Below are 13947 nucleotides of genomic sequence, written 5' to 3' on the forward strand. Positions count from 1 at the left end.
CTCACTAAGTAATTTTTCAGAAGTATGTAGGGCTTCGATTGCTTTATTCTTTTCGAACACTTGTTTTCTGAGTAATTTAGTTCGATCAAAGACCTTTTTTTCCAACTCAAATCGATAGGTTATCAGCCTTTGGTATTGTAAAGTAATGAACTCAGATAAAATAGAAAACGGGATCAGAAACGAAATTAAATAAATATAAGAGTCAAATGCTCCAGAATATACAAACGGACCAACACCAAGTCGGGTCATAAGAATACTAGAAAGATATAATAAAAATACTCCTAAGGTAACCCCTCTAATTTGAAACCGGTAACCCAAGTAAATTAAAATCAAAAAGGATAAAAAGAATAAATAAGGAAAGTGATAAACAATAACGAGTTGGACTAAGATAAAAGTGGTGGTCCAAAGGATCAGTTTAATCGACAAATCTCCAAACCGGAATTTTCTCCATGCCATAAAAAAAGGCACTGTGATGAAAATTCCAATCGTATCTCCAAAGGTAATTACGATTAATGTCCGGACCATATCGGAAAGATCTAACCGATAAAAATACCCAAAGTAATAAAGAATTCCACCAAGACATAAAATGGAAATCAAACTAGAAAGAAAACAAACATAAGTAACAAAAAAGAAATTATCTTTTGCAGAATTTAAACTTTTGCGAATTTTTTGAATCCAGAAAGTATAAGCTAAAGTGGATTGTAAGGTATCAATTCCGGCAGTCAGACAGATACTCAAATATAAGTTGAATTGGTCCAAACCATGTTGGCTTTGAATAAGCCCGTCTTTATTCGCGAGGAAACTCGCAAGCCAAATCACAGGAAGAAATCGAAACCCAAAATACAAACATCCAATCAGCCCAATCCCTGAAGGAATCCAAAGAACCGCAAGGTTCACTGGCTGGAAGGAAAAGAACTCCATTCCTAATTTAGCAGTCCCTATATACAATAGAAACAAAACGAATCCCTTTAGGAATTGTTTCCAGATCATGAAGGATAGATTAACGGAAGGACAGTAGGAGAAAAGCGAAAATATCTTTGGATTTTTGAGGGTTATACGGGTTACCCTAAAAAGGGTCAAGTTTTCTAAACAGAAAAAGGCTTAGAATGTAATAAAAAACCGTAGATTAGTTTCCTGACAAGAGGGCGCGGAAGTCTTTTGCAATGTCCTTACTTTTCATAAAGTAAGTTCCGACTAACATAGAGTCAACGATTCCTCTGTATTTTTGCCAATCTGAATAACTTTCTATCCCTGATTCAGCCACACGGATGATGGAATCATCTAATTCAGGAGCAATCTCTTCAATTAGGTTTTTATGAATTTCAAATGTGTCAAGATCGCGGGTATTGATTCCTATGGTTGTGGCTCCAGCATCAAGTGCAATTTTTACCTCTTCTCGGTTGTGGGTTTCCACAAGGACAGAAAGACCTAAATTTTTCGCAAAACTATGTAAAGATGATAATTCCTTTGGAGTTAGAATCCTTACAATGAGCAAAATGGCGGAAGCACCGTATGCATAAGCTTCATCGATTTGAATCGGATCAATGATAAAGTCTTTTCGAATCACAGGAATAGAAACGGACTCAGAAACCGAGGTTAAGTCAGATAAGGATCCAAAAAAATACTGTGAGTCCGTGAGAACAGAAATCGCACCAGCACCAGCGGATTCGTAAATAGAGGCAATGTTTACGGGATCGTAGTCAGGGCGAAGAATCCCAGAACTAGGGCTTCCTTTTTTACATTCGGCAATAACAGAAATGGAGTTCGTTTTGAGATTTGATTCCCAAGGTCGAATAGGAATCTTTCGAGGTGGAAGAGTTTTCCCTTTTCCTAAGAGAATCTCTTCCTGTTTGGTCTCGACAATTTTATGTAATACAGGATTCAAGAACCCCGCTTAAAACGCTTTTAACGCAGCGTCTTCTGAATCGTAAATATCAAAAAGAGAAGTAAGTTCGATCACGTCAAAGATACGTTTGACCGCAGGTTTGATATTAGAAATTTTTAAAGCACCCTCTTTCGAATTAAGTTTTCTGAGAGTAGATATACAAGCTCGGAAACCAGAGGATGACATATATTCAACGTCTTTCATATTCAGAAGGACTTTTCTATGCCCCGCATTATCGATGAGTTCCATAAGGCCCTCTTCCACTTCATTTGCCACAGAAACGTCCAATCGACCTTCCAGATAAACGACTAGTTTTCCGTCTTTCACTTCGTGTTTCAGCACCGATTTACCCAACCTGATATGATTTTACAAAATCATCCTATTTTAGCGCAGTGTCAATCAATGTTTTCACAATCCATTCCTAAGGCTTCTGACCTAGACAAATTCAAAAAATTCCTGATTTTAGGTGGTGGGTCCTCCGGGGACTCCTCTGCCCAATTACTAACTTCCCTAGGAAAAATCTGTATATTAGCCGACAAGTTTCCAGAGAAAGCCAACTCCACTTTGTATGAGGAAGTTTTGTCAGACAATCAACCACAGGAAATTTTAAGAGAGGTTGACTGTATTATCAAAAGTCCAGGAATCCTACCGAACCATCCCATCTTGGAAGAAGCAAAAGAAAGGCAAATTCCCGTTTTAAGTGAAATTGGTTTGGGTAGAGTTTTTTACAAAGGCCCTATCATTGGAATCACAGGCACGGATGGAAAATCAACCACCACTGCCCTCACCTATCATATTTTAAAATCAAAATTTCCCAATTCCAAAATGGGAGGAAATATCGGAGTTCCCTTCACATCTTTTTGTTTAGAACCACTTGATTTAGTTGTATTGGAACTTTCTAGTTACCAACTAGACGACTCACCTAACTTACATATAACGTCTTCTGCCATTTTAAATTTGGCATCCGATCATTTGGAACGACATAAAACAATGGAGTCCTATGCAAAAGCGAAATGGAAAATCCAAGATTTGGAAAACCCAAATCATAAATTATTTGTGAACCCAAATTTTTTTCAGTATTTCCCACCTCTTTCTCAAAAAAAAGACAACTTACATCCGATAGGTGAAAACCAAAAATATTTTCTCAGTTTAGAACCAAATCTTGTGCACACCCCAAATTTTGTTTATGATGTTTCTTTGTTTCCACTAAAAGGAAAACACAACCTTATGAATTTATGTTTTGCCATTGCACTCAGTGAATCAATGGGAATGAAAAAAGAGGAAATCCAAACCACGTTCGAAACTTTTTTGGGCCTGCCACATAGGTTCCGAAAGATAGAAAATTCTGGGTTTCAAAACCCATATAAATCGATTCAGTTTATCAATGATTCAAAATCCACAAACCTTCATTCCATGCTTTCAGGTATTTCTGGATTTAAAAAAGGAGATGGATTGTTTTTGATTTTAGGAGGAATTCCCAAACAAGAACCCATCGAACCATTTTTAGCACGATGGAAAGAATTAGAATGTCCTATCTGGGTTTATGGAAAGGCTGTAGAAGTTTGGAAACCAGAGTTTGAAAAAACAGGATTACCCGTTTATTATTTTCCCAATCTTTCCTCTCTCCTCGAAGATCTGAAAAATAAAATCGATTCGCATCTTAATACAAATACATTCGATTCCTCAATGGTTCGTAAATCAGGAAATGAGTCCAACTCCCTATCGGTGATTTTTTCACCGGCAGGAGCAAGTTTTGATTTGTATAAAAATTTTGAAGAGAGAGGAAACCATTTCGAAAGTTTGGTTACGCAACTCTTTTCGTGAATTTAGCCGCGAATGTGATAACCGCCATCCACATGGCGTATTTCACCAGTGATCCGGTTCCCTGGTCGGAATAAATAAGCTACTTCTTCAGCTAAGTCCTTTGCCTTAGCATTTCCCAAAGGAGACAGTTCTTCACAACTGCTCTCCGCTTGTTCTAATCCTTCAATCGCCGAACCAGCCTTACTTGCCCGGTAAGGAGAAAATCGAATGGCATTCACTTGAATTTGTTTTTCCTTTCCTAATTCCATTGCCATTTCTTTTACCAATCGCTCTAATGCCGATTTAGCAACACCAATGTTTTTGTAAGGATGGGAAACAACCTTTTCTGCACCTAAATAACTCAAAGCAACAATAGAACCACCTTCTACCAACAAATTCCTTTGGTACAAACTTTGGGTTAGAGCAAGAAGAGAAAAGGCTGATACATTCATAGCATCCATAAACTCCTCACGGGAGATTGTCATAATGGGTTTTACTTTTCCTTGACGAATGGTTTTATCCATTGCAATGGAATGTAAAAAGGAATGGATTTTGATTTTATTTGTTTGTAAAAAATCGGCAAAAGCATCTATATTTGCCTGAATGGTCACATCTAATGGATAAGTAATTACATCATCACCTAACTCTTCCTTTACGGTTTTGGTGAAATCTGAGTATGTACGTTCTAAAAAAGAAAGTCCAGCTTCTGAAAGATTTTTGTGGAACTCAGTTTTTCCAAGACCCGTACAAATCAAATTGGCACCTAGCTGTTTACATTCTTTGGCGATCACTAAAGCAAGCGATGACGAATCCGTAATTCCCGTAACGATTACAGTTCTACCAGACAAATTATAGTTCATTTTTACCCTCACCGATTAGACAAAAAGGAGGAAAAAGGAAATCAAAAATACGAAGTTTTTTTCACGTTTATTTCATCGTTTATGAGAAATTTTTTCGTATGCCTTACTGCCAATAAAAATATCCAAAAGATCCCCATCAATGTGTTGGTCACGAACTTCCATTTTTAGAATGTCAAAAGCGCGTTCCAAGGGGACAGCTTTTTTGTATGGGCGATCTTGATCGGTAAGCGCATCAAAGATATCGGCAATGGCCATCATTTTCGCTTGGACAGGGATCTCCACCGCAGAAAGGCCTCGCGGGTAACCGGAACCATTCAATTTTTCGTGATGTCCGTGCGCAATGGCTGGAACCATTTTTAATTCTCTTGTCCAAGGAATTTTGGAAAGAAACTGAAATGTATGTTCCACATGAGATTCAATTTCTCTACGTTCTTCAAAATCTAAGGAACCACGACGAATGGATAAAAATCCAAATTCTTTTGGCATTAGTAAGTTTAGTTGGTTCCCGTCAGTTGTATGATAACTCATTTTGGAAATCTCTTCTAAAAAGTTGGAATTTCCTTCTTCTAAAATGGAAGGTTCATTGGATTCCGAAATCACGCGAACCATTTCTTCTAATTTTTCTTTTTCCAAAGTGTATTCGAGTTGGATTGACTTCTCAAACTCCGCATAACCACTGTTCCCATGTTTTTTTAGATATTCGATTTTCTTTTGTGATAGTTTTGCTTCTACATCTTTTAAAATAAACTGAAAACGCCATCGAATTAAATCTAATTCGTAATCTTCTAGTTTTTTGGCTTTGACAAGAACCTTTTCCCGAACTCCTACTTTTCCAAAATCATGTAAGAGTGATGCATAACGAATTTCCTTTACTTGTGATTCATTAAAGTGTATATCTTTAAATCTTCCCGTTTGAATTGCATTGACAGACTCTGCTAAACCCACTGTATACTGTGCCACTCGAAACGAATGACCCGAAGTTGTTGGATCCCTAGATTCAATCGCAGAAACACTAGCAGTTACAAATCCTTCAAATAGGGTTTCTATATCATGAACCAAATTGTTATTTTGGATGGCCACTGCCGCTTGGCCTGCCACTGCCATCACCAATTCTTCGGAATACTTATCGTAATCTAAAATGGAATTGGATTTCATTTCCTCTAAAGTAAGTTTGGTTTGAAAATTTTTCTTTCGATTGATGAGTTGAATGACACCTACCACTTCATCATGATGGTCCTTCATTGGAACAACTAACATCGATTTTGAATAATAATTACTCATTTTATCAAAATCACTGTTAAATTTATATTCTTCCTTTCCAGACAATTCGTAAACGTTAGGAATATTTAGTTGTTTTCCAGTAAATGCTACGTAACCCGCAATACTCTTTTTATTAATTGGTAAAATAAATTCATCAGAATTCAAATCAAGAGCAGAGATTTTAAATCTAAGGTTTCTAGGATTTCCCCTTTCATCCTTTTCTACCAAATATAAAGATCCCGAATCTGAATTAGAAATTTCGCGGGCAGAATTTAAAATATCACGAAGCAATTTCGTAAAATCTTTTTCATTGGCAAGGCTAATTCCAATCTTTGTAAGTTTGGAAATTTCATTTGTAGATACATTGATTCGTTTTTGAAGTTCAAATTTATCCACAACCATCTGAAGGCTTGTGAACGCATTGACAAATGCCTTTACCAAAAAAACTAGAGGAGCATCATCAGGCACATTTGTAAAAAATAAATCTTCTTCAATGTCTAGTGCTATGTATCCGGTGTAATCAATGGGAGCTCGAACAATAAAGTTCGACATAATGGTCGGATGATCCTTTAAAAATTGGTGGATCTCCTTATGTTTCGATTCCAATTCATACCGAGAGATATAAAATAATACTTTGGCGATTCTGCCTTGCGAATCTGATTCTATTTGGTCTAACTCGGCTAAGGTCAAAACCTTAGCTTTGATTTTTTTGGAATAATCGGCTATTTTGCCTTCAAAAAAAGGGTCGTCCGTGATGATGAATTGCGAATCCGAAGATTTGGTCACAGGCATACTATCGACATGAAAAAAACGACTGTCGATTGTTTTTTACAAAAATAATCTTACTTTTGTTTGTTTAAGAGGATGAGACCAAAACTAAAAGCGCCGGCCAAATAAAAACTTAAAAAATACAATGTTTGAACCCCTAACAATACGTAGGGTGAGTGGACCCAATCCTTTGGTTCTGTCAGTAAAAATGGAAGAAAAATTCCTAAAAAAGATGGAAAGAGGAATGAGACCACTCCCCGGATGCTTGGCTCAGACCAGGAAAGGGAAGAAAGGTAGGAATACAACAACCTACCAAATATTCCAGAAAGGATGGCTAAAGGAAGAACAACGAGAATTTCTGTTCCTAAACAGGAAGAAAAGGTTATGGCCCCGATCCATATTCCTATTTCTGATTCCGCGGGAACTGATTCTTTCTTAAATTTCGAAACAAATTGAAATCCAATTTGGGATGATATTCCATACAGTAGAATGTTTGCCACTTTTGTGTAAAAACTGACTTCAAACTTCCAAGGAGATAAAACCAAAAACGTTGCTGGCAAAAAACACAAATATACCAATCGAGAAGAATCCTCACCTAACTTAGGAGAATTTTCTTCAAAACTCCAAAACATTTCCCGAGACCAAATAAAAGCACCGAGAGAGATTGCAAATGGTAAAATAAAAGTATTATCTTGGACAAAAATAGTTTTTTGGAAAAACTGAATCCCAAAAAGAACACCTACCCAAAAAAGGTATAAAAACACAGAAACAAAAAACCTTCTCGATGGTTTTAAAGTAAATATCCTTTCTTCCAAGGTTACATAAGATAAAAATAGTAATAAATTACTTCTAGTGATATAACCGAAAATGGAATCTGTGTTCCAAAGATCCGAGTGAATTCCCCATTTTAATAGTGATTCTGTAATGATAAATCCAAAACCAGTGATGTTAGTCCAAAGGAAAACTAATTCTCTTCTTTTCCACTCATCAGATAATCTTTCGATCGAATGAAACAAAAAGAAACCAGATAAAATACAAAAGAGGAATTCTGTTTCAAATAAATTCATAGGTTTACTTCCTCACAAACAGTAAACGGAAGGATGGAATACGGCGGTTCTCCGTTACGATCTAAACTTTGAAAGTTATGATGAAATCCTCTGATGGATTGATTTCCAATGAGGATAAATTTTTCACTTCCAGCAGGTTTTAATAAAATACTCCGATTGAAAAAATAAAGGATAGGGTTATTTTTCAGTTCCTTTCCAATGTTTTGGAAATGGGGGAGAATTTTTGTATATGGCTCATAGATATCAATCGAGTTTGCTGCACGAATGATGATGGTTTTTCCTTTTAAATTGGGAACTGGACGGTTCCTTAAAATCCAATTGTTAGGGTTGGAATAAACTGTTTGGAATTCACCCACTCCATCCGCAGAAAGAATCCGAATGTTTGGAAAAGCATAAAGCCTATCTTTTAATTCCGGTTTTACCTTTTTCAAAAACAAATCCACTTCCCCAGGTAACTCCCATAAGACAACTTCCATTCCTGAAAAATGTTTGGCCACAGCAAGTGAGGTAACTCCAGGATATTCGGGATGGTTTAATGCAGGACCAATATCAAAAAATACAATTTGATTTCCTTTATCAAAACGCTTCAGATCACCAAACAAAGTTTTTCGGAGCGCTGACATAGGTTTAGAAAGAAACGCCTTTGCATTTAATAAATCATCCAAAAATAAATTAGTGTCTTCCAATCTATTTTCATAGGTCCTTGCACGAATTTCTTCATCTTGGCTATTAAACAAATAACGTCCAGTATACGACCTTATTGTTTTTTCTTCTAATTCAGTAAAGGAGTTGGGATTTAAAGTTTCCCAAGTATAAGGATAAATAGTTTTTCCAATTTCAAAACGATCCGTTGTAGGTAAATCGACTATTTGACCATAAGGAGATAATCTTACGTATTGTTTGTAATAAGTTTCTGTTTGTTCTGGATTGTTTCGAAGTTTAGAAAGAACTGCAAGGTTATAAAGCGCAAATCTATGATATGGCTTTTCTTCAATTCCATAGATGGATTTGGCAGAAACAAGAGCTTCCCAAACTGAATTTGCAACACTCCATTTTCCCGATTTATAAAGAGTGGCCGCATATAAATTATAAGAATACAATGCTATGTCATGATTGGCATAACTTTCATCCATAATCACTTTTCTTTGGTCTTGTAACAATGACAAGGCAGCATCATACCTACCTAAATCATAATAAACCTTTGCCAAATTAAAATCCAGATAAAGGGAATCAATACCTTTGTATTTATTTCGAATTGAGGAAAGTTCATACGAAGCAAGTTCGGCTTGCGAAAGATCATAAAGTAGAAGTCCATAAAAATATGAATTTTCTACTGAGTTTGGATCAGACAAAAGACCCAAAGTGTCATAAAGTTTTCTGGCAGAAGTTAAATAGTAAACAGCTTCTTCTTTTTTTCCGTCCAGAACCAAAGCTTTTCCGAGTAAAGAAAGTGTATCTGCATAATCGCTATGAAATACGGATTTAAGAAGTTCTCTTTCTTTTTTTGCGGCGTTTGCATACTCAATGGTTTTACTAAATTCTTGTTTTGTGAAATAGTAATCAGCAATAGTTTTTGCAACATAGAACCTCGTGTAGGCTGAGAAATTTAAATTCCCACCCACATTCCGCCAAGTTTCCTTGAATGATTCTTCTGTTCTTTTTTCTAAACTAAGACCAATTTTAATGAACTGTAAATACTCGGATGGAAATTCCAAAGATTTCAAAAGGACATTTTTTTCTTCCAGAGATAACTTGGGATCATATTCAGACAAACGAACAAACTCGGATTCAGAAAGAAATACCACTTCGGAAGGAAATTTCCATTCTGGTGTTCGTTTCATCAAACGATGCAAACGAATGGTTTCATCCAAAAGATGAGAAAGTGATCGATAAACAAGAGAAACCAATTTCCCACGTTCTTCATAAGGCAGAAACACCGACTTACCCGTGTAAGTTGATTTAAGTTCTAATGATTTTAATTTAGGTATGAATTCAATTCCCTTTTCTTTCCACTCGAAAACTCCGGTAAAAACAAAATTGGACCTTAGTTTCTTTGCAAGTGTGAGCGAATTTTCTTTTCCAAGATACACTCCCCCAGTCACTTTTTGAAATTCAAAATCAATCAACTCAGAAAGTAGATGTAAGGTTTTGGGATCAGATTCTTTTCCTGAAATTTCAAAGTCGCCTAAACTAAAAAAGGAAACTGTTTCGGCGGATTCATAAGTTACCGGTAAGGTTTCTTTTTGGATCGCATTTCGAATCGAATAGTATAACGGAGCATAGGCGACAAAGGCCAAAAGGGAAAAGGTGAGTAGGGTATTTTTTTGAAAGCGGGACAAGTTTTGTTAATTCTAAAAAGTTTAGTTTGACCTATTTTTCTTAGAATTTTGCAGAACTCAAGGAAAAAACGGGGTTTCCCCCGTTAGGAATCGAATCTTATCGTTTGAGACCTAGAACTTCCTGGATCATTTGGTCAGAAGTCACAATGGTTCGGGAGTTGGCTTGGAATCCCCTTTGGGTCACAATCATATCAGTGAACTGGTCAGAAAGATCCACGTTTGACATCTCTAGGAGTCCCGCATTGATTTTTCCACGGCCTTGGCTTCCTGCTTCCCCAATGTTTGCATCCCCTGAGTTGAGAGAGTAACTATACATTGTGTCCCCTTCTTTATTGAGACCGGCTGGGTTTGTAAAGTTGGCAAGTGCAATCCTTGCGAGTGGTTGGCGCACTCCATTAGAAAATACTCCCGTTACGGTTCCTGTGTTATCTATGGAAAAAGATTCCATATATCCCATTGGGTATCCGTCTTGTTTCACAGCTTTCGTTGTAAAATCAGAAGAGAACTGAGTGATCCCACCCACAAGACCTGCTTCTCCTAAATTCAAACTGAATTTTTGAGCGGTTGGGTTTCCAGGAATGCGGAAAGAAATATCTGCTTTGAGTTTTCCAGTCGTTTGGGAATCCACTCCATCAGAGACCGAGATGATTTTCCCGTCTGGTGTGAAAGATACTTCAAGCTCTTGGTTTCCAGAAACTTTTGTGTTTTCTCCACCTGTTCCACTGACGTCTACAGAAACTTGGCTTGCATCTTCCAATTTGAAACGCATCTTCCAAACGTTCTCTCTCATTTTGTAAAACTCCACTCCCATTTGGCGAGTGTTTCCGAGTTCATCATATACATTAATGGATGTTACATGGCCTCTTCTTTGGCGAGGATCTGGATCATTGATATAACGTTGGATGTCTTCTTCTGTTGCATCAGAGGGAACTGCGGCAACACTTGCATTGAGGTTGGATTGAAAATCTACGTTTTGAGTCGCACGAGCCGGTTCTTTGGAATAAAGAGGAATCATGATGTCTTCCAAAGATCCTGCGGAGTTGATGTATTTGTTTCCACCATCATCCAAACGAGAATTCCAACCTTGTACTTTTAAGCCGTTGGCAGGGTTTACATAAAATCCGTTTTTATCTACGTTGAAAGCACCAGCGCGAGTATAAAATTGTTTGTCGCCGTCTTTTACAACGAAGAAACCTTCACCTGAGACTGCAACATCAGTATTTTTTCCTGTAGTTTGCAAAGCACCTTGTGTCATAATTTTATCGATAGCAGCGATGAGAGAACCAAGACCAACTTGTTTCGGGTTTGTTCCCCCGATCCTTTCGTTTGGTTCTGACGCACCTTGTAACTCTTGCGAGATCATATCTTGGAAGGTAACTCGTTCCGTTTTAAAACCGTGTGTGTTCACGTTGGAAATGTTGTTACCAATAACATCCATTCTTACTTGGTGGTTTTTCAATCCGGAAACTCCGGAGTAAAGTGATCTCATCATAACGTTATATCCTCTCTTTTTCTATCGACCATTTTTGATTAATCCTGATAAGCTTCTTGTTTTTTTAATGTATTATTCGGAACGTTTGTCGCGTTCTGTGGGCGTTGGAATTCTGGTTCTGCTTTGAGTAGTGATGGATCAGAAATCAAATTGATTTTTGCAACATCAAGCATCCTACCATTGACACGCACATATGTTTTCCCTTCGTTATCAAAAAGAATAGCACCCGCAAGTCCTGTCACATCTTCACCTGTGACTAAATCTGGCCCGGACACAATTTTACCCACTACCGAATAACTTTGTTTAGATTCCATTCTAGCAATTCCAGAAGAAATATTTTTCATTTGTTCGAGAGATGAGAACTGAGCCATTTGAGCAATGAAGTCTTTGTCTTGCACTGGGTTTGTTGGATCTTGGTGAGAAAGTTGCGTGAGAAGGAGTTTTAGAAAATCATCCTTTCCTAGTTCCTTTTGTTTCTCACGAATTTCGATTCCCTTCAAACCACTTGTTTCTTCTTTTTCTAACTGATCCAAATGTTTACGAATATTGAAAGTTCTATCCCCTTCAAAGTATTTGGTTCTAGCTGAATTTTGAGTCGATATATCTGACATTCCTTCTGGCATGGGATCCTCTATTTTTCTATATTGATTGGCGTTTATGCGAAAAATTCCAATGTTTTGGATTCTTCTATGTCTTGCAGTAAGTCCGCCGATTCTTCTAAACCTAAATTGTTTTCAGTATTGCGAAACCGGGCCGCACCTACCATCGTTTGGTAGAGTTCATTTTGTTCTCTTCGATCAGTAAGGCCACTTCCATCATCCCATAAATCAATGATGAGCGCTTGTAAGTCGAGACCAGATTCTTTTAAGTTTTCTTTAATAGTTTGAATTTCGTTTTGAAGAGATTTCTGAAGTTCTTCCGATTCCACAAGGATTCGGCCTTCCACTTTATCCCCATCTACAGTGACTTTCAAAGTAAGCCTACCGTATTCTTTGGGATTCATTACGATTTCTGCACTGGACTTTCCGTTTTGAACAATATCAAACCGAGCTTGTTTGATGAGTTCGTCGATATTTTGTTTGAGGTTGGACTCTTTTGGTTTTGCAGTTTTTTCCGCAGAACGAATGTCTTCAGTTTTTTGCGTAGATTTAGATTCTAAAGAGGAAAATGAAAAACCTTGTTTGGATCCACGCTCTTCAAAAGAACGACCACCCTCTTCTCCCGATTTAGAGGATGAGGAATTTTGAATATTAGAGATAAAAGAAACCTCTGTCTGTTTTTGTTTTTCAGAAGGAGTTTGTACTTTCGAATCTTGTTTTTGAAACTCTTTATCTTTGATACCGAGCGAACGAATCATCTTATCTGAATTAACAGATTGGTTTGATTTTTCTGGTTCCGATGATACTTCCAAGTTTTCAGATCCGTTTTTAGTTTGTTTGTTTGGTTTGATTTTTCCGTCATTCTTACGAACAGAATGTTCCGTCGGAATTTCTTTTCCTTCCACTTTTACTTCTTTGCCTTTGGCAAAGACTAAATCAGATATTACCGAACCAGAATGGATAGGCTCTTTTTTAATATTTAAAGATTCTAATTTATCATTGCCTCTTTTATTTTCTAAGGTTTTTTTTTCCGACTTAGGAAAATGAACTAAGTTAGAATCTTTCTCTAAATTGATTTGTGGTTTTAGGATAGTTGGTTCGTTCTGTTTGGTTCCCTTTTCTGATTGGAAAAGTTGCATTGCTAATTTTTTTGCTTCATCGATAAAACCAGATCCTTCTTTAGGGGAAGAGGAATAAGCTGTAGTTTTTTCAGCAGATTTTTGTAAGGAGAGTAAGACAGTTTTTTCTTTATTTACAATTTCCGTCATTTGGTTTGCTGAAACCAAAGACCGGTCCCAATCCGCATAAGAAGTCACCAAATCAATGCTATACTCCAATGCATCACGGTCCAAATCTTCCTCTTCCGTATTTTCTTCTGATTCATCCGCTTCTTCCGATAAATTTGTCTCTTTAGAAATAGTTTTTTCATTGGATGATTCTGATACAGCAGTTAACTCTTGTTTTTTGATTTCATCTGATTTAGATGGTTCGGAAAAAGAACTTACTTCTTCATTTTCGCGTGTTTTGGTTTTGAATTCAGAATTAGGTTGTTTTTTTTCTGTGTGCACCTGGAACTCTCGTTCCAAAATTTCCCCAAAACTTTCCCTCACTGCCGCTGCATGGTTTTCGAAACCGGTGGGCTGGGAAGACTTCCCTTCGACTTTCGGGAATGGGATTACGTTTTGGTTTGGGGCTTTTACGTTCATAGGGTGCCTTCTCCCTTTAGGATCGAACTTCCCGAGATTTCCTTTAGAGAATTATCTTCTTCCTTTTCCGGTTTATGTCGGAAAGGGTAAATGACAGAGTTTTACGAAATAAATTTCGTTTGACAAATTTCCGCTAAATTGGAGGATGAGTTTGATTTATTAAACAAA

10 protein-coding genes and 1 pseudogene (1 of these 11 cut by a window edge) are annotated in these 13947 nt (G+C 37.1%); 1 reads left to right on the forward strand and 10 read right to left on the reverse strand.

Annotation, left to right across the window (positions count from 1 at the left end; all coding sequences use genetic code 11):
* The 3 genes from EHQ31_RS05775 to EHQ31_RS05785 all read right to left on the reverse strand — a co-directional run.
* Nucleotides 1-990, reverse strand: the 5' portion of a protein-coding gene (locus EHQ31_RS05775; protein ID WP_135570402.1) for a sensor histidine kinase. The gene continues 693 nt to the left of window position 1, outside the view; only the first 990 of its 1683 coding nucleotides appear in the window; the start codon lies at nt 988-990; its stop codon lies beyond the left edge, outside the window.
* 136 nt (nt 991-1126) lie between these two features.
* Nucleotides 1127-1885, reverse strand: coding sequence for an indole-3-glycerol phosphate synthase TrpC (gene trpC, locus EHQ31_RS05780; protein ID WP_135570404.1), 759 nt, complete (start codon nt 1883-1885; stop codon nt 1127-1129).
* Between the two features lie 9 nt (nt 1886-1894).
* Nucleotides 1895-2227 carry an STAS domain-containing protein gene (locus tag EHQ31_RS05785; protein ID WP_002979701.1) on the reverse strand — a complete coding sequence of 111 codons (333 nt, stop codon included), beginning with the start codon at nt 2225-2227 and terminating at the stop codon, nt 1895-1897.
* Nucleotides 2228-2287: 60 nt separating this feature from the next.
* On the opposite strand from EHQ31_RS05785, the gene murD reads away from it, so the two are divergent.
* Entirely contained in the window at nt 2288-3709 is a 1422-nt protein-coding gene (gene murD / locus EHQ31_RS05790) for a UDP-N-acetylmuramoyl-L-alanine--D-glutamate ligase (protein WP_135571011.1), read from the forward strand.
* Nucleotides 3710-3711: 2 nt separating this feature from the next.
* Here murD and EHQ31_RS05795 read toward each other — a convergent pair whose 3' ends face one another.
* The 7 genes and pseudogenes from EHQ31_RS05795 to EHQ31_RS05825 all read right to left on the reverse strand — a co-directional run bounded on the left by EHQ31_RS05795 (nt 3712) and on the right by EHQ31_RS05825 (nt 13779).
* On the reverse strand, nt 3712-4548 hold the full coding sequence (locus EHQ31_RS05795) for an enoyl-ACP reductase FabI (protein ID WP_135570406.1): 837 nt from the start codon (nt 4546-4548) through the stop codon (nt 3712-3714).
* 72 nt (nt 4549-4620) lie between these two features.
* The gene (locus EHQ31_RS05800; RefSeq protein WP_135570408.1) at nt 4621-6600 is read right to left on the reverse strand and encodes an HD family phosphohydrolase; all 1980 of its coding nucleotides are present in this window, start codon (nt 6598-6600) and stop codon (nt 4621-4623) included.
* 50 nt (nt 6601-6650) lie between these two features.
* Nucleotides 6651-7643 (reverse strand): hypothetical protein, encoded by a 993-nt coding sequence (locus EHQ31_RS05805; RefSeq protein WP_135570410.1) that lies wholly within the window; start codon nt 7641-7643, stop codon nt 6651-6653.
* Complete coding sequence (locus EHQ31_RS05810; protein ID WP_135570413.1) at nt 7640-9982, reverse strand: tetratricopeptide repeat protein; 2343 nt, start codon at nt 9980-9982, stop codon at nt 7640-7642. The genes EHQ31_RS05805 and EHQ31_RS05810 overlap by 4 nt, the downstream gene beginning before the upstream one ends.
* 97 nt (nt 9983-10079) lie before the next feature.
* Entirely contained in the window at nt 10080-11474 is a 1395-nt protein-coding gene (gene flgE, locus EHQ31_RS05815) for a flagellar hook protein FlgE (protein ID WP_135570415.1), read from the reverse strand.
* 68 nt (nt 11475-11542) lie between these two features.
* A pseudogene (locus EHQ31_RS05820) lies at nt 11543-12097 on the reverse strand (flagellar hook capping FlgD N-terminal domain-containing protein); the annotation flags it as partial.
* A 32-nt stretch (nt 12098-12129) separates the two neighbouring features.
* Nucleotides 12130-13779, reverse strand: a complete 1650-nt coding sequence (locus EHQ31_RS05825; RefSeq protein WP_135570419.1) for a flagellar hook-length control protein FliK — start codon at nt 13777-13779, stop codon at nt 12130-12132.
* Between the last annotated feature and the right edge of the window lie 168 nt (nt 13780-13947).

Origin of the sequence: Leptospira montravelensis, from assembly GCF_004770045.1 — a bacterium.
In the GTDB taxonomy this organism is placed as follows: domain Bacteria; phylum Spirochaetota; class Leptospiria; order Leptospirales; family Leptospiraceae; genus Leptospira_A; species Leptospira_A montravelensis.

Excerpts from the sequence above, each read along its gene's own strand:
- EHQ31_RS05795 (WP_135570406.1), bottom strand. The coding sequence starts at position 4,548 with ATGAACTATAATTTGTCTGGTAGAACTGTAATCGTTACGGGAATTACG.
- EHQ31_RS05825 (WP_135570419.1), bottom strand. The coding sequence starts at position 13,779 with ATGAACGTAAAAGCCCCAAACCAAAACGTAATCCCATTCCCGAAAGTC.
- EHQ31_RS05800 (WP_135570408.1), bottom strand. The coding sequence starts at position 6,600 with ATGCCTGTGACCAAATCTTCGGATTCGCAATTCATCATCACGGACGAC.
- flgE (WP_135570415.1), bottom strand. The coding sequence starts at position 11,474 with ATGATGAGATCACTTTACTCCGGAGTTTCCGGATTGAAAAACCACCAA.
- murD (WP_135571011.1), top strand. The coding sequence starts at position 2,288 with ATGTTTTCACAATCCATTCCTAAGGCTTCTGACCTAGACAAATTCAAA.
- EHQ31_RS05805 (WP_135570410.1), bottom strand. The coding sequence starts at position 7,643 with ATGAATTTATTTGAAACAGAATTCCTCTTTTGTATTTTATCTGGTTTC.